Source organism: Psychrobacillus sp. FSL H8-0487, from assembly GCF_038008385.1.
Taxonomy (GTDB): Bacteria; Bacillota; Bacilli; order Bacillales_A; family Planococcaceae; genus Psychrobacillus; species Psychrobacillus psychrotolerans.
The window spans coordinates 3774123-3794846 of record NZ_JBBOZA010000001.1 but is presented as its reverse complement, the minus strand read 5'-3'; the positions used below and the strand labels follow the sequence as shown (position 1 = coordinate 3794846).

The 20724-nt window shown below is 35.3% G+C and carries 19 protein-coding genes; 17 read left to right on the top strand and 2 right to left on the bottom strand.

Annotated elements, in window-relative coordinates; translation table 11 throughout:
* Positions 1–5 precede the first annotated feature (5 nt).
* From dnaB to rlmH, 11 genes are all read left to right on the top strand, one after another.
* Complete coding sequence (dnaB, locus tag MHI47_RS19415) at positions 6–1361, top strand: replicative DNA helicase (RefSeq protein WP_093537996.1); 1356 nt, start codon at positions 6–8, stop codon at positions 1359–1361.
* Between the two features lie 202 nt (positions 1362–1563).
* Positions 1564–2850 carry an adenylosuccinate synthase gene (locus tag MHI47_RS19410; RefSeq protein ID WP_093537995.1) on the top strand — a complete coding sequence of 429 codons (1287 nt, stop codon included), beginning with the start codon at positions 1564–1566 and terminating at the stop codon, positions 2848–2850.
* Positions 2851–3205: 355 nt separating this feature from the next.
* Positions 3206–4684: a M23 family metallopeptidase gene (locus MHI47_RS19405; protein WP_340831953.1), complete on the top strand. Its 1479-nt coding sequence runs from the start codon at positions 3206–3208 to the stop codon at positions 4682–4684.
* A 247-nt stretch (positions 4685–4931) separates the two neighbouring features.
* Positions 4932–5636, top strand: coding sequence for a response regulator YycF (gene yycF, locus MHI47_RS19400; protein WP_093537993.1), 705 nt, complete (start codon positions 4932–4934; stop codon positions 5634–5636).
* A gap of 5 nt (positions 5637–5641) precedes the next feature.
* Complete coding sequence (gene walK / locus MHI47_RS19395; protein WP_340831951.1) at positions 5642–7465, top strand: cell wall metabolism sensor histidine kinase WalK; 1824 nt, start codon at positions 5642–5644, stop codon at positions 7463–7465.
* Entirely contained in the window at positions 7456–8784 is a 1329-nt protein-coding gene (locus MHI47_RS19390) for a YycH family regulatory protein (protein ID WP_340831949.1), read from the top strand. Before walK ends, MHI47_RS19390 begins: the two co-directional genes overlap by 10 nt.
* The gene (locus MHI47_RS19385) at positions 8771–9574 is read left to right on the top strand and encodes a two-component system regulatory protein YycI (RefSeq protein WP_340831948.1); all 804 of its coding nucleotides are present in this window, start codon (positions 8771–8773) and stop codon (positions 9572–9574) included. The genes MHI47_RS19390 and MHI47_RS19385 overlap by 14 nt, the downstream gene beginning before the upstream one ends.
* 12 nt (positions 9575–9586) lie before the next feature.
* Positions 9587–10375, top strand: coding sequence for an MBL fold metallo-hydrolase (locus MHI47_RS19380; RefSeq protein ID WP_093537989.1), 789 nt, complete (start codon positions 9587–9589; stop codon positions 10373–10375).
* A 141-nt stretch (positions 10376–10516) separates the two neighbouring features.
* A complete protein-coding gene (locus MHI47_RS19375) occupies positions 10517–11749 on the top strand; it encodes a S1C family serine protease (RefSeq protein ID WP_445678305.1) in 1233 nt (410 codons plus the stop codon).
* A 109-nt stretch (positions 11750–11858) separates the two neighbouring features.
* Positions 11859–12083 (top strand): CxxH/CxxC protein, encoded by a 225-nt coding sequence (locus tag MHI47_RS19370; protein WP_445678304.1) that lies wholly within the window; start codon positions 11859–11861, stop codon positions 12081–12083.
* Between the two features lie 87 nt (positions 12084–12170).
* Positions 12171–12650: a 23S rRNA (pseudouridine(1915)-N(3))-methyltransferase RlmH gene (rlmH, locus tag MHI47_RS19365; RefSeq protein WP_093537986.1), complete on the top strand. Its 480-nt coding sequence runs from the start codon at positions 12171–12173 to the stop codon at positions 12648–12650.
* Positions 12651–12766: 116 nt separating this feature from the next.
* Here the strand turns inward: rlmH and MHI47_RS19360 are convergent, their stop codons facing one another.
* Together MHI47_RS19360 and MHI47_RS19355 are read right to left on the bottom strand one after the other, a co-directional pair.
* On the bottom strand, positions 12767–13312 hold the full coding sequence (locus MHI47_RS19360; RefSeq protein WP_340831945.1) for a glutathione peroxidase: 546 nt from the start codon (positions 13310–13312) through the stop codon (positions 12767–12769).
* 427 nt (positions 13313–13739) lie between these two features.
* On the bottom strand, positions 13740–14639 hold the full coding sequence (locus MHI47_RS19355; protein WP_340831943.1) for an EamA family transporter: 900 nt from the start codon (positions 14637–14639) through the stop codon (positions 13740–13742).
* Between the two features lie 231 nt (positions 14640–14870).
* On the opposite strand from MHI47_RS19355, the gene MHI47_RS19350 reads away from it, so the two are divergent.
* The 6 genes from MHI47_RS19350 (at position 14871) to MHI47_RS19325 (ending at position 20580) form a co-directional block, all read left to right on the top strand.
* The gene (locus tag MHI47_RS19350; RefSeq protein ID WP_340831941.1) at positions 14871–15989 is read left to right on the top strand and encodes a hypothetical protein; all 1119 of its coding nucleotides are present in this window, start codon (positions 14871–14873) and stop codon (positions 15987–15989) included.
* A gap of 12 nt (positions 15990–16001) precedes the next feature.
* The gene (locus MHI47_RS19345; protein WP_340831939.1) at positions 16002–17192 is read left to right on the top strand and encodes an ABC transporter permease; all 1191 of its coding nucleotides are present in this window, start codon (positions 16002–16004) and stop codon (positions 17190–17192) included.
* 15 nt (positions 17193–17207) lie between these two features.
* Complete coding sequence (locus tag MHI47_RS19340) at positions 17208–18116, top strand: ABC transporter ATP-binding protein (RefSeq protein WP_340831937.1); 909 nt, start codon at positions 17208–17210, stop codon at positions 18114–18116.
* 209 nt (positions 18117–18325) lie between these two features.
* Positions 18326–19075: a methionine ABC transporter ATP-binding protein gene (locus MHI47_RS19335; RefSeq protein WP_340831935.1), complete on the top strand. Its 750-nt coding sequence runs from the start codon at positions 18326–18328 to the stop codon at positions 19073–19075.
* Positions 19068–19730, top strand: a complete 663-nt coding sequence (locus MHI47_RS19330; RefSeq protein ID WP_340832102.1) for a methionine ABC transporter permease — start codon at positions 19068–19070, stop codon at positions 19728–19730. The genes MHI47_RS19335 and MHI47_RS19330 overlap by 8 nt, the downstream gene beginning before the upstream one ends.
* A 25-nt stretch (positions 19731–19755) precedes the next feature.
* On the top strand, positions 19756–20580 hold the full coding sequence (locus MHI47_RS19325) for a MetQ/NlpA family ABC transporter substrate-binding protein (RefSeq protein WP_340764251.1): 825 nt from the start codon (positions 19756–19758) through the stop codon (positions 20578–20580).
* Positions 20581–20724 lie beyond the last annotated feature (144 nt).

Sequence of the window (20724 nt, the reverse complement as noted above, 5' to 3'; positions counted from 1 at the left end):
GGTAAATGAGCGATCCAATGTTGGACCGTGTACCGCCACATAACCAAGAAGCCGAACAATCTGTTATAGGAGCAATATTTTTAGAACCACAGGCATTAATTACTGCAGGCGAGATCTTACTAGCTGAAGATTTTTATCGTGTAGCACATCAAAAAATCTTCCAGACGATGCTTCATTTAAGCGACAAAGGGAAGGCAATCGATGTTGTAACCGTGACGGAAGAACTTTCTGCTAAGAAGGAATTAGAAGATGTAGGTGGCATTTCGTATATTAGTGAGATTGCTAACGCCGTTCCAACCGCAGCAAATATAGCATATTACGCCAAGATTGTAGAAGAGAAATCTATTTTACGTCGTTTAATCCGAGTAGCAACTACCATAGTAGAAGATGGTTTTACTCGGGAAGACGAAGTAGAAGCATTGTTAGCAGAAGCAGAACGTAAAATGATGGAAGTTGCCAGCCGCAAAAATGCTGGTGATTTCGAGCATATTAAAGACGTTTTAGTGGAAACATACGATAATATAGAAAAACTTCATACAAGAAAAGGTGATGTTACTGGTATAGCAACAGGGTTCCGTGATTTGGATCGAATTACAGCTGGTTTCCAACGAAATGATTTAATCATTGTAGCTGCCCGTCCATCTGTAGGGAAAACTGCATTTGCACTAAATGTAGCACAAAATGTAGCGACCAAAACAGATGAAAATGTAGCAATCTTTAGTTTAGAGATGGGTGCAGAACAGTTAGTCATGCGTATGCTTTGCGCGGAGGGGAATATAGATGCTCAAGTACTCCGTACCGGGGCATTGACAACCGAAGATTGGCGCAAGTTAACAATGGCAATGGGAAGTCTTTCAAATGCAGGAATTTTCATTGATGATACTCCAGGTATTCGAGTTAATGAAATTCGAGCTAAATGTCGTCGCTTGAAGCAAGAGCACGGACTTGGAATGATTCTAATTGATTATTTACAGTTAATCCAAGGTAGTGGTGGAAGCCAAGCTAACCGTCAACAAGAGGTATCAGAAATTTCTCGATCATTAAAAGGCTTAGCGCGTGAACTGCAGGTTCCTGTTATTGCACTGTCTCAGCTATCTCGTGGAGTGGAGCAGCGTCAAGACAAGCGACCGATGATGTCTGACTTACGTGAATCTGGTTCTATTGAGCAGGATGCGGATATTGTATCCTTCCTATACCGTGAAGATTATTATGACAAAGAAACCGAAAATCAGAACATGATCGAAATCATTATTGCAAAACAACGTAATGGTCCGACTGGAACAGTTACACTTGCATTCGTTAAAGAGTTCAACAAATTCGTTAATATTGATTGGAGTCAACATCAAGCACCACCTGCATAATTAGAAAAGAGCAAGAACTTAAAATTCCATTAATAATTTATAATGAGAATAGAACTTTATATCGAAAACACGAACAATAAATGCGCTTACACATTTTCTGTTCGTGTTTTTGTGTTAAATCAGTTGACTAAGGACACTTAGATTGGTACAATAACAATGTTTGAATCAGGACATACAAAATGTCTGACGGAGGTGCTGGCAAATGCCATCAGTAGTAGTAGTTGGAACACAATGGGGAGACGAAGGTAAAGGGAAAATCACAGACTTTCTATCCGAACACTCAGAAGTAATCGCACGTTACCAAGGCGGTAATAATGCAGGTCATACGATTATTTTTGGAGGAGAAACTTACAAGCTTCACTTAATTCCTTCAGGTATTTTCTATAAAGATAAAATTTCTGTTATAGGAAACGGAATGGTAGTGGATCCGAGAGCGCTTGTAAAAGAGCTAAAGGGATTACATGATCGTGGTGTTACAACTGAAAACTTACGCATTTCAAATCGTGCGCATGTTATTCTGCCATATCATTTAAAACAAGATGAAGTTGAAGAGGCTCGTAGAGGAGCAAATAAAATCGGTACTACAGGTAAAGGTATTGGACCAGCTTATATGGACAAAGCTGCTCGTGTAGGAATCCGTATTGCAGATCTTCTGGATTACGAAGTTTTTAAAGAAAAGTTAGAACTTAACTTACAAGAAAAGAATAGAATGTTTGAGAAGTTTTATGAAACAGACGGCTTTACATTAGAAGAAATTTTAGAAGAGTTTTATGGTTATGGACAAGAGATTGCTAAGTACGTTACAGATACATCAAAGGTATTAAATGACGCATTAGATGATGGTCGTCGTGTATTATTTGAAGGTGCACAAGGAGTTATGTTGGATATAGACCAAGGCACTTACCCGTTTGTAACTTCTTCCAATCCAGTAGCTGGAGGAGTAACAATTGGTGCAGGAGTAGGTCCAACCAAGATCAGTCATGTAGTAGGAGTTTGTAAAGCTTATACATCACGTGTAGGTGATGGTCCTTTCCCTACGGAGCTATTTGATGAAGTTGGAAATCAAATCCGTGAAGTTGGTAAAGAGTATGGGACAACTACTGGCAGACCACGTCGAATTGGCTGGTTTGATACAGTAGTTATCAGACATGCACGTCGTGTAAGCGGGTTAACTGATTTAACTGTTAACTCTATTGATGTTTTGACTGGATTAGATACCGTTAAAATATGTACTGCTTATAAATATAAAGATGAATTAATCACAGAGTATCCAGCTAACCTTCGTATTTTAGGTGAATGTGAACCAATTTATGAAGAGATGCCAGGATGGAGTGAAGACATTACTAAGTGTAAATCACTTGATGAACTTCCTGAAACAGCTCGTCATTACTTGGAACGAATTTCACAACTTACAGGTGTGCAAATCTCGATTTTCTCAGTAGGTCCAGATCGCACTCAAACAAACATCATTACAAGTGTTTGGAAATAATAAGCAAAAAAACCGTCATAAAGCATGCTTTATGACGGTTTTTTGTCTGTTAATGTAGAAATTCGGGAATTCGCTATTATATAAGTCTTCTATTATGACAAATATAACAAAGATATTTGGCGGTATATGTATAATATATGAATATTTTGGAGATTACTAATTTATATAAATAGAGGCAATAGGTTAAAAGGATTATTTTATTATAAAATATGTAAAAAATAACTAGTATATGGAAGTAATACTACAGTTTCTTTACAACGTCCTGTTATCCTACACATCTTCATTTCAAATATGTTAAATTAGAGTAGCGTGAAATGAAGTAAAAGTTTATATATAGTTTGGAAGGGGCTTTATCATGTTTTTGAAAAGTAAGAATGAGGAACAAAAGTTATCAAAACTGAATGTTCTATCAAACGGAAAGTCAAATATGGTGAAAAAAGCAGCCGTATCAGTTTTACTTATCTCAAGTATTTCATTTAATATGGCTTTTGCAAAAGAAAGTGAGAGCAGCACATTAAAAGAAATATACCATATATATACGAATGGTCAATATGTCGGGGCTGTTTCGGATCAAACAAAAGTACAGTCAATGCTTAACAAAAAGGTTGAAGAATCTAGCTCCCAGTTTAAGGATTTGTCTTTAACGGCAGGATCTAAGTTATCGGTAGTACCGGAACAAGTTTTTACTCCTAATACTGATGATAAAGCTACTCTTCAAAAGCTTGAGAGCTTAGTAGAAGTAGAAGCAAAAGCATTTGCATTATCAATCAATGACGAGATGGCAGTCTACGTCAAAGACTTAGATGCTTACAACGAAGCTCTAAGAAAACTAAAATTACACTTTGTTTCAGAAGCAGAATTAAATATACTGGAAGCTAGAAATAATACTAGTGACACTTTACCCGACTTAAAAGAAATCGAAACTCGTATTTCTAATTTAACAATAAAAGAAAAGGTATCAGGGGTGACAGTAGAAACAAACCCTAGTCAGATTGTTTCACCAGACGATGCCGTGAAACTTCTTTTAGAAGGAACTTTAGAAAAAGAGTTATATACAGTTGCTACAGGTGACGTATTAGGAACTATTGCTGACAAGCATAGTTTAACATCTGCTGGACTAATGGCACTTAATCCTGGGATAACAGATTCTACCGTATTACAAATAGGCCAAGAGTTAAACGTTACAGTCTTAAAACCACTTATTAATATAGAAGTACAGTATGAGAAAAAGGCTGTAGAAACTATATTACATACAAAAAAAGTAGAAGAAACAGAAGATATGTATAAAGGCGATACGAAGGTAAAACAAGAAGGCTCGGATGGTCAAAAAGAGGCGACATACTTAATTAGTAAAGTGAATGGGGTACAAGTTGGGCAATCTGTTATTGAAGAGACAATTCTTGTGGAGCCAAAAGATCATATCGTTTTAAAAGGAACGAAAGTAATTCCCTCACGTGGCTCGGGTGTGTTCGCTTGGCCAGCTGAAGGTGGATATATTTCTAGTAAAATGGGACATCGTTGGGGGCGCCAACATGAAGGCATTGATATTGCACGACCAAGTGGGTTTACGATAAAAGCTGCAGATAATGGAATAGTAGTTGCTGCTGGTTCGGATGGGACATATGGCAACCGTGTAATCATTGACCATCAAAATGGATACAAAACAACTTATGCTCATCTGTCTTCTATTTCTGCAAAAGTAGGTCAAGTAGTACCAACCGGCACTAAAATTGGTGTAATGGGAAGCACTGGACGTTCTACAGGAACTCATCTCCATTTCGAAGTGGAAAAAAATGGTGTGACGATTAACCCATTAACTGTATTAAATCAATAATATATAGGAGACAGTCGTAATATGGACTGTCTCTTTTTTATCCAAGTAAAATAGAGTGCAAATCCCCACTGGCGGAATTTGCACTTTATTAAATTTCCTGGGAAATAATTCGACAAAGTGAGTCGAATTATGGGGCCATGACCTGTCAGGGATGCAGGAAGTTTAAAACAATGTTAAAGTAGATATGATTATTATTAAAAAAATTTACTTAAAATAAATATAGATAATAGAAAAAGGGGAATTTAAAATGAGTAAAAAAATATTAGTTGTAGATGATGAAAAACCAATTGCAGACATACTGCAATTTAACTTGAAAAAAGAAGGGTATCAAGTAGTTTGTGCCTACAATGGTGATGAGGCATTAAAAAAGGTGGAGGAAGATCAACCTGACTTAATGTTATTGGATATTATGCTTCCTAACAAAGATGGAATGGAAGTTTGTAGAGAAATCCGAAAAAAATATGATTTTCCTATAATCATGCTAACAGCAAAAGATTCAGAGATAGATAAAGTACTTGGTTTAGAACTTGGTGCTGATGATTATGTAACAAAACCATTTAGCACAAGAGAATTAATTGCTAGAGTTAAAGCGAATATGCGCAGACACCAAACTATTCAAGAAGATGCAGAAGTAGTGACAAATGACATTGTTATTGGTCCACTAACGATACAGCCAGATGCTTATCAAGTGTTAAAAAGAGAAGAGACAATCGAGCTTACACATCGAGAATTCGAGTTATTGCATTATTTGGCGAAACATATAGGACAAGTGATGACTCGCGAACATTTACTACAAACGGTCTGGGGGTATGACTATTTTGGGGATGTGCGTACAGTGGATGTAACAATTCGACGTCTACGTGAGAAAATTGAAGATAGCCCAAGTCATCCTACCTATATCGTAACTAGAAGAGGTGTAGGATATTATTTAAGAAGTCCTGAACAGGAGTAGAAGGAATGCAAAAAGTTGGCTACTTTAAATCGATTCACGTTAAGATTGTGCTGATTTATGTATTACTTATTGTTATTGCGATGCAAATTATAGGTTTATATTTTGTTCGTGAACTAGAAATAACACTGAGAAAAAACTTTCAAGACTCTATATCCGATCGTGTTAGCTTAATAGAATATAGTGCCCGGGAAGAAATGATCAAAGTACGAAGCGAAGAAGACCAAACAAAAGAACAAAGTTTATATTCTATTTTGTCTGAACTCAATTCAATTGATATTAAAGAAGTACGTGTTATAGATGCTAGGTATCAGATTTTAGCAACCTCAGATTCAAACAACCAATCGATTGTTGGCCAACGATCAATGGATGATTTAGTTCGTAAATCCATTACGGCAGAAGCCACCTTTAATAATATATCGGTAGATAGAGAAACAACAAATAGAATTTGGAATTTAGCTACACCGATTATTTATAAGGGTGAAGTAATTGGAACATTATATGTAGAGTCTAATATTGAAAATGTTTTTGGTCAGATGAATGAAATTAATCGAATACTTGCTGGAGGTACCGCAGTAGCATTAGTTATTACAGTAATATTAGGGATACTAATTGCCCAGACTATTACACGTCCTATCTCCGATATGAGAAGACAAGCACAAGCAATGGCAAAAGGGAACTTTTCTAGAAAAGTACGAGTTTATGGTAATGATGAAATCGGACAGCTGGCAATTGCCTTTAACCATTTAACGAATAGATTACAGGAAGCTCAATCAACAACGGAAGCAGAGCGTAGAAAGCTAGCATCTGTTTTAACCAACATGACTGACGGGGTAATAGCGACAGATCGTAAAGGTAGGGTTATCCTTATAAACGATCCGGCTCTAAGATTATTACGTATACCAAGAGAAATGGTTTTAAATCGTCCGATCATTTCAGTACTTGGAATAGATCCAGTCTATTCATTTGAAGATTTAATCCATTTAAAAGAAGCAATTAATTTGGATTTAAGCTCAAAAGAAAGACCTTTTATTTTACGTGCCAACTTTTCGGTCATTCAAAAAGAAACTGGTTTTGTCAACGGATTAATAGCAGTATTACATGACAATACAGAACATGAAAAAGTTGATATGGAAAGAAGAGAGTTCGTAGCAAACGTGTCTCATGAACTCCGTACACCTCTTACAACAATGAGTAGTTATTTAGAAGCTTTGGCTGATGGTGCTTGGCAAGATGAAGAAATTGCACCATCATTTTTACAGGTAACTCAGACAGAAACACAAAGAATGATTCGACTAGTAAATGACCTACTTCAATTATCTAAAATGGATAGTAGAGATTATGATTTGAATAGAGAAATTGTTAACTTCAATCAGTTTTTCAATAGAATTATCGATAGATTTGAACTTTCTAAGTCAGATCATGTAAGCTTTGTACGAATGCTTTCTGACAATGCTTATTACGTGGATATTGATACAGATAAGTTAACACAAGTAATCGATAATATTATCTCAAATGCTATTAAGTATTCTCCAGATGGGGGCAACATACGGTTTGGTGTAGTAGTTTCAGACTCTATCTTAAAAGTTATGATTTCTGATGATGGTATGGGGATTCCATCTGAAAATGTAGATCGAGTCTTTGATCGTTTCTACAGAGTGGATCGTGCGAGAGCAAGATCAATGGGTGGTACAGGCCTAGGCTTAGCAATTGCCCGGGAAATGATTGAGGCCCATGGCGGTAAAATTTGGGCAGAAAGCGATGAAGGGAAAGGAACGACTATTTTCTTCACACTAGATATTTTAACTGAAGAGGAAGGTGAGTGGGATTGAAATATATTGAGCAATTAAAATCAGTTGTTCTGGTCTTACTTATTTTCCTTAGCTTTACATTAACTTTTGCTATCTGGACATATTCTCCTGTTATTCAAACAAGCGAAGGAACCACTGTAGATATATCCATTGCTCAAAAAAAGAAAATAGAAGACGTTATTAAACCTTATCGTATGATTATAAGTCAAGAAGGTGAGTTAAAAGGATCTTTTAACAGTAAGCCTATTGAGTTTATACTCGACAATATGAAAAATTGGGAAATTCAAACGGTTGAATTAGCAAGTAATAAACTAAATACCGATCAAATAAATGAGTTTATCAAAAAGCCTAATCGTGCAAGTTTGTTTTTTGCGGCGGATGTTCCTGTAGAGGTTTTAGGCACGACCTTAAAGTTTGCAAATCCGGCTTTTCCGGATGCTTATTTTAATCGATTAATAATCGATTGGAGTGAGGAAACCCCGGAGCACATGAACTTGTATTTTATAAGTACATCACAACAGAAGATGTATACAGCGACCGCAGAACAGGTGAATAAATTAGGATTTACGGATCGTATCTTAAAGTACACAGAAAACATGCAAGTATATAATGAAATAATTACAGACAATAAATTATCATTATACGTTTCATCGTCACCAGAAAAAATATTGAGTTATACCTATTCTATTAAAGAGATTGAATCAGAAAAATTCAAAGATGCTCTGTTCAATAACCCAAGCTTAGTGAGAAGTAATTCAGTTGGTACGAACGAACTGCAATTCACCGATGATAGCGCATTAATGAAAGTGAATTATAATAGTAGAAGTTTTGGCTATGTGCATCCTGCTTCGGAGAATGATAATCCAGGGGTCCCAGTAGATCTCATTCAAAATAGCTTGAACTTTGTCAATGAGCATAACGGATGGACAGATGACTATCGGTATTACAGAATGAACACTGACAATAGTCAAATCAACTATCAGTTGTATTTTGCAGACTTACCGGTTTTTGGTAGAGAGATATCAACGGAAATCTCTCAGAAGTGGGGAGTTGAGCGAGTGTATCAATATTATCATCCTCTTTATACACTTGCTGCTGCTGTCCCTTTTAAAACACGGGAAGTAGAGCTAGCTTCAGGACAGTCTGTTTATGACTTTTTATCTAATGCAACTGATATTAATACGGACACTATAGATGATGTCATAATAGGATATTACTTATCTCGAGATGAGACTCAACCTCACTTCAATTTAGAACCTTCCTGGTATTACTTAGAGAGTGGAAGCTGGATTCCCATATCTCCTGAATTATTAGGAGGGATGAAATATGGACTGGAATAAAACGAAAACTATCTTTATAATTGTCTTTTCTATTTTAAACGTATTCTTACTTTCTTTATATTTAGGTCGGTATAATGAATCTCAACAAATGGACAAACCGACAGATACACCTATCTCAGAGAAACTCGCTATCGATAATATAAAAATTTTAGAGACTGATCATGCCATACAAGAGGCTTCGTATGTGTCAGGAACTGTCCATAAATTTACTCTAGAGGAAATAGAAGAATTAGAGAATCAAGAAATAGAAAACCTTAATACAGATAAACTAGTGAGTACCTTTAAAGAACCTATAAAAATAACCGATGAAAATACCATTGAAAAAATAGTACAAGAGCAAGTGATAAGAGGTTCAGCTTATGGTCTATGGAAAATAGATGAAGAAAGCAAAACAGCTATATTATTTCAGCAAGTAAATAAACGGTTGGTATACTATAATACGAATGCGAAGCTAGTAGTTCACTGGAATGATAATAATGAGCTCATTGGTTATGAACAGACTATACTGGATGACTTAGAAAATTATAATGAGTCCCAAAAATTGTTGCCTCATTTACAGGTGATAAAAATACTGTATGATAATATTCTTTTAAAACCAGACTCCATGATTAAAGATATTGAACTTGGATATTCGACGTTAGCCCAGGTAACAGAGACACAAGTTTTTGCACCAACTTGGCATATTCTTGTAGAACTAATAGATGGCACAATGGAAGAATACTTTGTAAATGCAGTAGAAGGAAGAGTAATTGAGATGCAAAAAGAGACGGAACAATCAGCAGTAGAATAAGGAGTTTTAAAGATGAAGTTTAGTGTGTTAGCAAGTGGTAGTAGTGGTAATGCTGTTTATGTGGAAAATGAGGAACATTCATTTTTAGTAGACGTAGGACTAAGTGGGAAAAAGATGGATCAGTTATTTCAAGAAATTGATCGGGATATTAAAAAGCTCTCTGGAATTTTTATCACCCATGAGCATAGCGATCATATTAAAGGGTTAGGGGTCTTAGCTAGAAAGTATGGTATTCCTATTTTTGCAAATGAAAAAACATGGTCTGCTATGGATCCACTAATCGGTAACGTACCATTAGACCAAAGATTTCAATTTGATATGGAAACTGTAAAACAGTTTGGCTCTATTGATATACAATCTTTTGCAGTATCTCATGATGCAGCCGACCCTATGTTTTATATTTTCCATGAAAATGATCGAAAACTTGTTTTAATCACGGATACAGGATATGTGAGCGATCGTATGAAAGGGCTTATTAAAGGAGCAGACTCCTTTGTCTTTGAGAGTAATCATGATGTTAGCATGTTGCAGATGGGTCGTTATCCTTGGTCCGTTAAACGAAGAATATTAAGTGATGTTGGACATGTCTCTAATGAGGATGCTGCAGTTGCTATGAGTGAAGTAATTGATGTGAAGAATACGAATATCTATTTATCACATTTAAGTAAAGATAATAATATGAAAGACTTAGCTCGTATGAGTGTTACGCAAACACTTCAATCCTGTGGTGTGATTGCAGGAGAGTATGTGCATCTACATGACACAGATGCCAATAAACCTACAGAGCTAGTATTTGTATAAAAATAAAAATCGAAGTTCCGAATACTATGGGTGTAGTATTTGGAACTTTTATTTATTTTTTAAGAAATTTTCATCTTATTTTAATGTGTAATGGGTACATTGTTAGTATCAGACATATTAGAAATAGAGAGGAAGAGAAAGATGGATATAAATAATCCCTATGGACCACAATTGCCAAATGAACAACCCACGATAGAACCCAAGAAAAGGAATGGAAAAAAACGAGGCATGGCTGGCTATTTCTTTAGTGGACTTGCAGGCGTACTTGTTGGTGCCTTACTCGTATGGTTCTTAATACCTTCTGTAGTAACAAACCTACCATCAGACAGTGAAACAAAGTCAAAAGATACAACAAAACAAACACAACAGCTTTCAGTAGATGTTACTACAGATGTCACTGATGCTGTAGAAAAAGCTTCAAGTGCAGTTGTTGGGATAACTAATATTCAGTCCGTAACAAATTTCTGGAACCAATCAGAAGCAACTCAGGATGCGGGAACAGGCTCCGGCGTAATTTATAAGAAAGAAAATGGTAAAGCTTATGTTATTACAAATTATCATGTTATTGAAGATGCAAAATCAGTAGAAGTAACATTAGCTGATGGATCTAAAGCAGAAGCAAGTATTGTAGGAGGAGATATTTGGTCTGACTTAGCGGTGCTTGAAATTGATGATACTGGTGTAGAAGCGGTTATAGAGTTTGGTGACTCAGATATATTAAAACAAGGTGAAACAGTTATTGCTATAGGAAATCCTCTAGGACTTGATTTTTATGGCTCGGTTACAACAGGAGTGGTATCTGGTAAAGACCGTGCAATACCAGTAGATTTAAATGGCGATGGTTTAGAGGATTGGCAGTCAGAGGTTTTACAAACGGATGCTGCGATTAACCCTGGAAACAGCGGTGGTGCTCTGATTAACTTAGCGGGGCAGCTTATCGGAATAAATTCGATGAAGATTTCTGAATCCACGGTAGAAGGTATAGGTCTTGCAATACCAGTTAATACAGCCATTCCAATTATAGAAGATTTAGAGCAAAACGGAAAAGTTAATCGCCCTTCTATGGGAATAACACTTATTGATTTAACGAATGTACCGGCGGTTCACCAAAAGGAAACATTAAAATTACCGGCTGAAGTTACAACTGGTGTTGTAGTTGATGAAGTAGTGGAAGGAACTCCAGCGGCAGCAGCAGGGATGAAATCATACGATGTCATTGTAGAAATGGATGGTGAAAAAATAGAAAATACTATTGAACTCCGCAAACATCTGTACAACGAAAAAGAAACAGGAGAAGAACTAAAAGTAAAAGTCTATAGACAGGGAAAACTAGTAGAGTTAACATTACTTTTAAAGGAAACAACAGAACTATAAACATGTGGATAACTTATTAGTGTAAATAAAAGATGTACACAACGAGTAGGAAAAAAAAGCGTGGCTTTCCTACTCGTTTTTTCTTTGGTAAAATAGGTTGTGGATAACAATGAGTGATTTGTGTATAACTATTAAAAGTATTCGGACAATAAAAGGAGTGATGGAAGTGAGAATATTCAGTTGTGAAACCCATATAAACCACGCTTTAGACATGTTTGTGGCAGAACAAAAAACTTTTCCTATGTTAGAGGAATTAAAAGAAGAGGAAAAGTTATCCACAGTTTGTTCATACTGTGAAAACTCCGCATTATATATTGTGGCTAATGAAAATTGAAACACAAGATGTAGATAACTGTTGTGGATATGTGCATAAGTGCTGTGCATAACTTGTTTGTAAACGAAATGTAAAGGTGGATAACCTGTGAATATACAAATTGTATCAGTAGGTAAATTAAAAGAAAAGTACTTAAAAATGGGAATTGAAGAATATACGAAGAGACTAGGGGCATACGCCAAAATAGATTTAGTAGAGGTAGCTGATGAAAAAGCGCCTGAAAATCTAAGTGAAGCTGATATGGAAATTGTAAAGAAAAAAGAAGGTGACCGAATTCTAGCAAAAATAGGAGCAGATACATATGTTATTGCTCTTGCAATTGAAGGGAAGATGAAAACTTCGGAGCAATTGGCTGGCGATATAGAATCTCTCATGACATATGGAAGAAGCAAAATTGCGTTTGTTATAGGAGGATCTTTAGGATTACATGAAGATGTCATGAAACGCTCTGATGAAAAACTTTCCTTTAGTAAAATGACCTTGCCTCACCAATTGATGAAGTTGGTGTTGGTGGAGCAGATTTATCGTGCTTTTAGAATTATGAAAAATGAACCGTATCACAAATAGGCTAGATTTAGATTAGGTATTTAGTTATGTTAAAGAAAGCCCAATATGTATTGAATTTTAAAAAGTCCTTTTACAAAGGGTACCCCTTGTAAAAGGACTTTTTATATAATGCTTGATTAAAGTAATGCTTTAATAGCATCTTGGATATCAACCATAGAAGCATCTGGCTCAAAACGAGCAACAACTTTTCCTTTACGATCTACTAAGAACTTTGTAAAGTTCCAACGAATATTATTACCAATTAAAAATTCTGGATAATACTTTTCGATATTTTCAAATAACATTTTTTGTTGAAACGTATTTTTTTCGATTTCCGGTGCATCAATTTCATGCTTTAAATAATTAAATAAAGGGTGCGTGTTGTCGCCGTTGACATTAATTTTATCAAAAACTGGATAGCTTACACCAAATTGTAGCTTACATTGTGCGGCAGTTTGCACGCCATCCTCGGGATTTTGATTGCCAAATTGGTCACAAGGAAAAGAAAGTACTGTAAAACCATCCTTTAACTGTCTTTCATATAACTTCTGTAAATCTTCGTACTGATAGGTGAATTCACATTGACTAGCAGTGTTGCAAATTAGCATCACTTTATCTTTGTAAGTTTCCATAGAAAGAATATCCCCGTTAGGCTTCTTCACTTTATAATTATAAATACTCATTTTTATTAACCCCCTTTATAGGATATTAGTATATAAGAATACTCATTAATAGTCCAAAAGTTTGTTTAAAAGGTTAAAAAAAGACAAAATTGAGGAGAACTTTTAAAAGAGAAGACTTTAATCTGGTCTTGAATCAATTATGGGTGTTTCAGCCTGTAGACAATAGACAAACTCTTGAAATTTGAGTCTGCTTACAGTCTTTATTCTTTTAAAATAGACTTGCTAGATAAAAAGCTAAAAGATAAAGCGAAGACTACACTAATAGAAAAAGGTGAATAAAAAATCAGTCTGACTAAATAAAGTCAGACTGGTTTTTTTACTAGTAAGGAGAAGTTTATATCAAATTCATTAATTCGATCTGATCCATATTCCATCCGCTTGAAGACACAAAAATATCAACATATTTGAGTAAATACTCTTCTTAGCATTAAGGATATTCTTTAATTCTTTGGACCAGTTTAGTACCTAGTTCATTACAAGCGATAGCTACTAGTATGATAGCGATGCCTAACCACTGCAAAGGCGTTACTACTTCTGACAAAATAAGACTCGCTGAGAGAATGGCAATAGGCAATTCAATAGACGTTAATATATTGGCGACTCCACCTGAAACTAACGGAGCACCAGCGGCGAAAAATAATGGTGGTAGCACTGCTCCGAATAACGAAACACCAACAGCAATCGACAACAAGTCACTCTCCAATGGCAGTACCGTAGGAATGTCATGCATGAATACAATGAACACTAAAATGGTTGAACCAGTCACCATTAAAGAGCTTCGCGTCCATGGGTCCACATTTACAGCAACTTTACCACTGCAAAATATAAACCCTGCATAAGTGAATGCTGAGAGGATTCCAAAGATTAACCCTTTAAGTGGTAGACCACCTATATCGCCATTTACAAAATTGGAAGCAAAAAAGACCCCTATTAAGATTAGTATGATGGACAATATAGTTATAGGCGCAGGTTTTATTTTGCTGAAAATCCATTCTAAAATAATGCCTATCCAAACAAACTGGAACATTAAAATAATAGCCAGTGACGCCGGCAAATATTCCATCGAACCATAATAAAAAATACTAGTTAAACCGATTAAGCAACCGGTAATTATTATTTGAACAATATTCTTCTTATTCAGGCCTTTGAAGCTGGCGCGTTTGATTAGAGTTAGGGACCATAATAAAAAGAAGGAAATGACCATTTGTACAATATTGATTTGCCCGAGCGAGTAGCCAAAGCTAAATCCAAGTTTAGCAAATATAGGTGTAAAGCCGAAAAAGGATGCACCTAATAATATATAAATAACACCTTTATTTAATTTCACGATATGACCTCCTTCGCGCCAATACATCATCATATCATGAAAAAAGAGATTTTCTATAAATACCTAAAATGAGGAACAAATTATAGAAAAATTACAGTCATTTTACAGATTATTTTTTCTGAAAAAGGTATTTTCCTAGTACATAGAGAATGGTTAATATAGGAGATATGTAATAAAAATTAACTTAATATTCAAATTATTTGTTTGTTTTTGTTAAAAGGGGTGGATTATGTGAGAAGTATGTTAAAAACGCTATTTATTATAGAGAAAACAAATAATAAAAATATTTTTGCTTGTCTGATTGTGGCGCTTTGTATTATTGGGATGGTTGTTTATGCGAATTCAACAGAGTTAGGTAATCCTATTAAAGAAAAATCAAGTGAATCATTACCAGTTAAGGTAGCTATGAATAAATTTCAAATTGTAGATGCCAGTGAGTACGGAGATGGTAGTGATATATACAAAAATATCGTTAAACAATATTATACATATCCGAAACAAGGGATGGCCTTAAAAACAGAACAACCAGAATTATTTATAGATACCGCAATAGAGCTTACAGAATTACGTAAACAAGCATTTGAAATGGACAATTATAATCTGGTAGCTGGAAATTTGCCATCAAAGATAGAGAATGAAATGGACTCTTCCTATTATAAATATTTAAAAAAACATAGTTTAGAAGTGTCTTTTGGCTCCCTAAGTTTCTATCCATTTTTAGCGTTTTTATTTAGTGTAGTAGGCTCAGTATGGTTTGTTCTAATTTGTATTTACTCGTCTAATATTATGATAGAAGATTTCCGCCATATTTCTATTATAAAAGGTTATCCTATTGCTTTTAGTAAGTATGTGTTAGCGAAATGTATGACTTCGATGAGTATAGTAGTTATTTTCATAATTGAGCTCATCATATGTAGTTTACCTCTAATCTATTTTAAAGGATTAGGTCAGGCATCCTATCCTGTAGCCGTTTTTAATGGGGACGTAATGATTTATCCTATTTATAAATACATAGCAGTTTCGATTATTTATATGATTGTTCTGGCGATTTTTGCGATTTTATTGTCTGTAATTTTAAATGTACTATTAAAAAATGTTTATTTAACTATTTTTGTACAAGTTATGCTTGTTGTTTTACCCATTTTGTTCCCGGGGCTAATCGAGCTGATACCGTTTAATCCATTTAACTATGTTAACTTTCCGAGTGTCTTAAATGGAGAGTCTTTGAATTTAGCTACGCCAGTCGCCTTAAATAGCAATGCAGGATTGCTTTATTTGTGTATTAGCATTGGATTGCTAATGGCTATTATAAAATGGGTTTTATCGACAGGTAAGCTACAGAAAATATAGGAGGTGGATAAAATGTGGGCCTATTTTAAATGGGAGTTGAGTCAATTTTTTACGAATAAGAAAAACATAGCTGTATACGTGATTTTACTATTTTTAGCTATATACTTTGTATTAAAAATTGCACCTTCATACGAACCTATTGAAAAAGTCGATGTAGCAGAGATGGAAGCACGTTACACGACGAGAGATGATTTTATCAAAAGTGTCGAAGGGAAAGACAATATACATCCTTCCGTTGCATTTGCACTGGCCATATTCCCACGGTGGAATGAATATGATAAGGCAAGAATTGATGCAATTGGTGATAAGGATTACTTAAAATATGCAGAAGCAACAGCGGGATGGTATCTGTATTCAGACCAACTAATTGTCAACAGTGGTGACTTCTTCTACAACCCTCTCTATTACACCTATGGTAATAATTATGCTCATGCTGATGGACATTATGGTTATGGTTATACAGCTAGCAGGTTTACTGGTTACGTAGAGGGAAGCTCGGAGCTGTCTATGCAGTTGTTTGAAGAAAGAACTGCTCTGCAAACTTTACAACGGATGCTAAATGATTATTTGCCAATCGTATTATTTATAAGCTGTATCTTTTTATCTGTAGATATTGTGTTGAAAGATCGTCGTAACCCTAGTTTATTAAAAGGATTTCCCATAGCTGATTGGAAAAAGCTATTGATGAAAGGAATAGTTGCTTTTATAGGAAGTGTTCTAACATTTATTCCTCTATGCGTAGGTTTTATAGTTATTGGATTACAAAATGGATTTGGTGATTTTTCACTGCCGGTGCCTATCTATTCTTACATAGAAGAAACCTTTACTAATATGCCCATGATTACATTTATATTAAAAAATGTCTTGTTTATGGCTATTTGGTTCTTATTCTTTATAGTGATCAGTTTGTTCCTAAGTATAATTGTGAAAGCGGAGTTTGCTAATTTATTTGTCAGTTTTCTCCTAATTGCTGCTGAGTGGATATATTTTGAACGAGTTATGGGGGCATATTCAGATATTGAACGTTATCCAACATCATATGTACAAGTAGGACAAGTCATTTCAGGATATAGAAACTTTGTTTATGAGTCGCCTGATTTAACCTATCAATACGGGTTAACAATAGTAGGAGGTTGTACACTCTTTTTGATGATATTGACGCTGATTGTGAGTAAATTTAAAAGGTTTAAGTTAATAGCCTAGGAAAGGGTGATAGACTTGTTGCAACTAAAAAAAATAGGTGTACAGTTTGGAGACAAACAGGTATTAAAGGATATATCGATTAAATTTCAACCAGGGGAAATCATTGGTTTAGTAGCACCAAATGGCACAGGGAAATCGACATTGATGAATGTGATCATGAATTATTTACCTCCCAATCAAGGAAAGGTGATTTTAAATCATGAACTACAATATTCAAGTAAAGCAAATGAGGTGAAGATACATCAGGATGTATCTATGATGCCGGACCAAAGTGATTTATATAATCATGTTTCTGGTAAGAATCATCTGAAAATCTATCAGGAAATGTGGAATAGCGATCCGAAATTAATAGATGACACAATTGTAAAACTTGGTATGGAATCTTATGTAAAGAAAAAAACAGGCACTTATTCTTTAGGAATGCGTCAGCGTCTATGCTTTGCTATGCAAATTGTTTCCAATACACAAGTGATGCTGATGGATGAAGTGATGAATGGATTGGATCCAACGCACGTAGAGCTAATATCTCAAATACTTTTACAAAAAAAAGCAGAAGGTAAAACAATTATTATTGCCTCTCATTTATTGGAGAACCTAGAGCAATACGCAGATCGTATATTCTTTATGAAAAATGGTGAACTAAAGTTAGTAGACGATGTGTCACCTGGTTTTAGTGACAACAAGGTAACAACGGTTCGTGTATCAAATTTCTCGCAGGAGTTCCTTATAGTTTTTAAAGAGCAGTTTCCAGAACTAGCAGTGCAGACATTACCAAACGGTAAAACGCTTATTGATGTAAAGGAGCAAGACACAATAACTTTAGGTGCCATTACCCAGTATTTAATAGCACAAAGACTAACTGATTTTAGCTTTGGTAAGTTGACATTGAATGATTTATATTCGTTGGAGTACCAGCAAAGCTAATTACTTCTTGAAACAGAGCAGACTTGCGATTCCCAATGGGACCTTGCGATTTGCTCTGTTTGAGTTGCGCTTATTATGCTATGGACAAAATTGTGGAGTATTTTGATACGATTAGTCCCATAGTATTAGCTTAATGACAGTACAACCATAATGCGTTATAATTAACCACATTGTAATCACCCTTCAACTAAAAGAAAGGGGTTTTTTTTATGATTAAATTAGTTAATGTCAGTAAAAGCTTTTCGCAGTTTAAAGTCATTAAATCTGTATCTCTAACGATAGATAAGGGTGAGGTCCATGGGATTATCGGAGCTAGTGGAGCAGGGAAATCCACCTTGTTAAGGCTTGTGAATTTGTTAGAACTCCCGGATCAAGGGGAAGTAGAAGTGAATGGTCAAAAGCTAACAAATCTTAGCAGCAAAGAACTTCGACGAGCCCGCAAGTCAATCGGAATGATTTTTCAACACTTTAACCTAGTGGCAAATAAAACTGTTTACGAGAATGTAGCAGTATCGTTAGAGTTGGCTAACTATCCAAAGAAGGAACGTAGGGATCGGATAATGGAGTGTCTTCAATTTGTTGGATTAGAAGATTTAATAAAGCAATATCCAGCACAATTAAGCGGTGGTCAAAAACAGCGTGTTGCAATTGCAAGAGCATTAGCGAACAAACCACAAGTTTTGTTATGTGATGAACCAACCTCTTCACTGGATCCAAATATAAGTGCTGAAATACTAGGAGTATTAGAAAACATTAATAAAGTTCTAGGTGTTACAATTGTTATCGTCAGCCATGAGATGGAAGTAATTAAAAGTATATGTAATCGAGTAACGGTTATGGCAAATGGAGAAATTTATGATACCGTATCAACTGAACCAATTGGGATCCACCATATAGATAAGAGCCCTAGCTATTTTGTAGAGCAATTAGCAAAGGCTGGTGAGATGGATGATGCCTGATATATTGGTTCAATATGAAGCTGAAATTTGGTTATCCATTGGTGAAACATTTATAATGGTTGGGGCATCTATAGGAGCAGCGATACTATTCGGTCTCCCGGTTGGGACTTTACTTTTCCTTTGTCGCAAGGGAGAAGTAATTGAAAATCGATTGGTTTTTACTGTTTTAAATTTATTGGTAAATATAATTCGATCTTTTCCATTCTTACTACTAGTTGTTTTTTTAATTCCTTTTACAAGATTAATCATAGGGACAGCTATCGGCACAACAGCTGCAATTGTTCCCTTAGCAATCATTGCTATTGCACATTATTCAAGACTAGTCGAGCAATCTTTATTGGACGTACCTAAAGGTGTAATGGAAGCAGCAATTTCAATGGGTGCTTCTGTTAAAGAAATAGTATTTAAATTTCTTTATGTAGAGACTAGATCTGGTCTTGTTCTTGGACTAACTACATCAATAATTAGTTTTATTTCTTACTCGACCATTATGGGAGTAGTAGGAGGCGGTGGTATTGGTGACTTTGCTATACGGTATGGATATCAACAATTTAAGACGGATTTAATGATTTATATGATTATTATTATGATTATACTAGTACAGCTCATTCAGTTTACTGGTACTACTATCGCCAGAATAATAGATAAGCGTTAGATAACAGGGATAACAGGAGGAACATATGAGAAAAATTCTTTTATTAATAACATTGTTAGTGGTAATTTTAGCTGGTTGTAGCCAAGAGAAAGAGAAGAATGATAAAGAAAAAGTGCAGGGAAATGATGAAGAAGTAACATTAAAAGTAGCGTCATTAATCCCTCCAATGACAGAAATTCTTGAACTTATTAAACCGAAGTTAGCAGAGCAATCAATTAATCTTGAAATAGTTGTTTTAGGAGATAATGTTCAACCTAACACTGCACTAGCAGCAGAAGAAGTAGATGCGAACTTCTTCCAACACGTTCCCTATATGGAGGAATTCAATAGAAATAACGATGCAAATCTAGTGCCAATTATTCCTATATACTTTGCGAATTATGGTACATATTCTAAAGAGTATAATTCGATGGATGAATTACCGGAAGAAGCTGTAATTGCAATAGCAAATGACGTTTCAAATATAGATCGTTCACTAGCATTGTTAGCCCAGCATAATGTCATCACTTTAAAAGAAAAAACAGGTTCCTACTATACGAAAGCTGACATCCTGGAAAATCCGAAAAACTATAAGTTTGAGGAAGTAGACTTGTTGATGCTAGCGAGAATGTACGATGATGCAGATGCAGTAGTAATGACACCAGCATATGCTGCACCATTGAATTTGACGCCCAAAAGTGATGCCCTCCTTACAGAAGGAGACGACAACGACTTTGCTATTACTTTAGTTGCGCGCGAAGATAATAAGGATTCAGAAGCAATTAAAAAACTAGCGGAAGCTATGACAAGTACTGAAGTACGTGAGTTTTTAGAGAAAAACTATGATGAAACGGCAATTCCAGCATTCTAATATAACTTAAAAAGAGCTATTCGAGTGGATTTACACTCTGAATAGCTTTTTTTGTGAGGAGAAAATTATAGAAGGGCATTTAGCTCTGGTGACAGTAGCCAACATACTAATTCTTATATGAATGCAGATATAGTCAGCGATTTT

Excerpts from the sequence above, each read along its gene's own strand:
- dnaB (WP_093537996.1), top strand. The coding sequence starts at position 6 with ATGAGCGATCCAATGTTGGACCGTGTACCGCCACATAACCAAGAAGCC.
- MHI47_RS19410 (WP_093537995.1), top strand. The coding sequence starts at position 1,564 with ATGCCATCAGTAGTAGTAGTTGGAACACAATGGGGAGACGAAGGTAAA.
- MHI47_RS19405 (WP_340831953.1), top strand. The coding sequence starts at position 3,206 with ATGTTTTTGAAAAGTAAGAATGAGGAACAAAAGTTATCAAAACTGAAT.
- yycF (WP_093537993.1), top strand. The coding sequence starts at position 4,932 with ATGAGTAAAAAAATATTAGTTGTAGATGATGAAAAACCAATTGCAGAC.
- walK (WP_340831951.1), top strand. The coding sequence starts at position 5,642 with ATGCAAAAAGTTGGCTACTTTAAATCGATTCACGTTAAGATTGTGCTG.
- MHI47_RS19385 (WP_340831948.1), top strand. The coding sequence starts at position 8,771 with ATGGACTGGAATAAAACGAAAACTATCTTTATAATTGTCTTTTCTATT.
- MHI47_RS19380 (WP_093537989.1), top strand. The coding sequence starts at position 9,587 with ATGAAGTTTAGTGTGTTAGCAAGTGGTAGTAGTGGTAATGCTGTTTAT.
- MHI47_RS19375 (WP_445678305.1), top strand. The coding sequence starts at position 10,517 with ATGGATATAAATAATCCCTATGGACCACAATTGCCAAATGAACAACCC.
- MHI47_RS19370 (WP_445678304.1), top strand. The coding sequence starts at position 11,859 with ATGAGTGATTTGTGTATAACTATTAAAAGTATTCGGACAATAAAAGGA.
- MHI47_RS19360 (WP_340831945.1), bottom strand. The coding sequence starts at position 13,312 with ATGAGTATTTATAATTATAAAGTGAAGAAGCCTAACGGGGATATTCTT.
- MHI47_RS19345 (WP_340831939.1), top strand. The coding sequence starts at position 16,002 with ATGTGGGCCTATTTTAAATGGGAGTTGAGTCAATTTTTTACGAATAAG.
- MHI47_RS19335 (WP_340831935.1), top strand. The coding sequence starts at position 18,326 with ATGATTAAATTAGTTAATGTCAGTAAAAGCTTTTCGCAGTTTAAAGTC.
- MHI47_RS19330 (WP_340832102.1), top strand. The coding sequence starts at position 19,068 with ATGCCTGATATATTGGTTCAATATGAAGCTGAAATTTGGTTATCCATT.
- MHI47_RS19325 (WP_340764251.1), top strand. The coding sequence starts at position 19,756 with ATGAGAAAAATTCTTTTATTAATAACATTGTTAGTGGTAATTTTAGCT.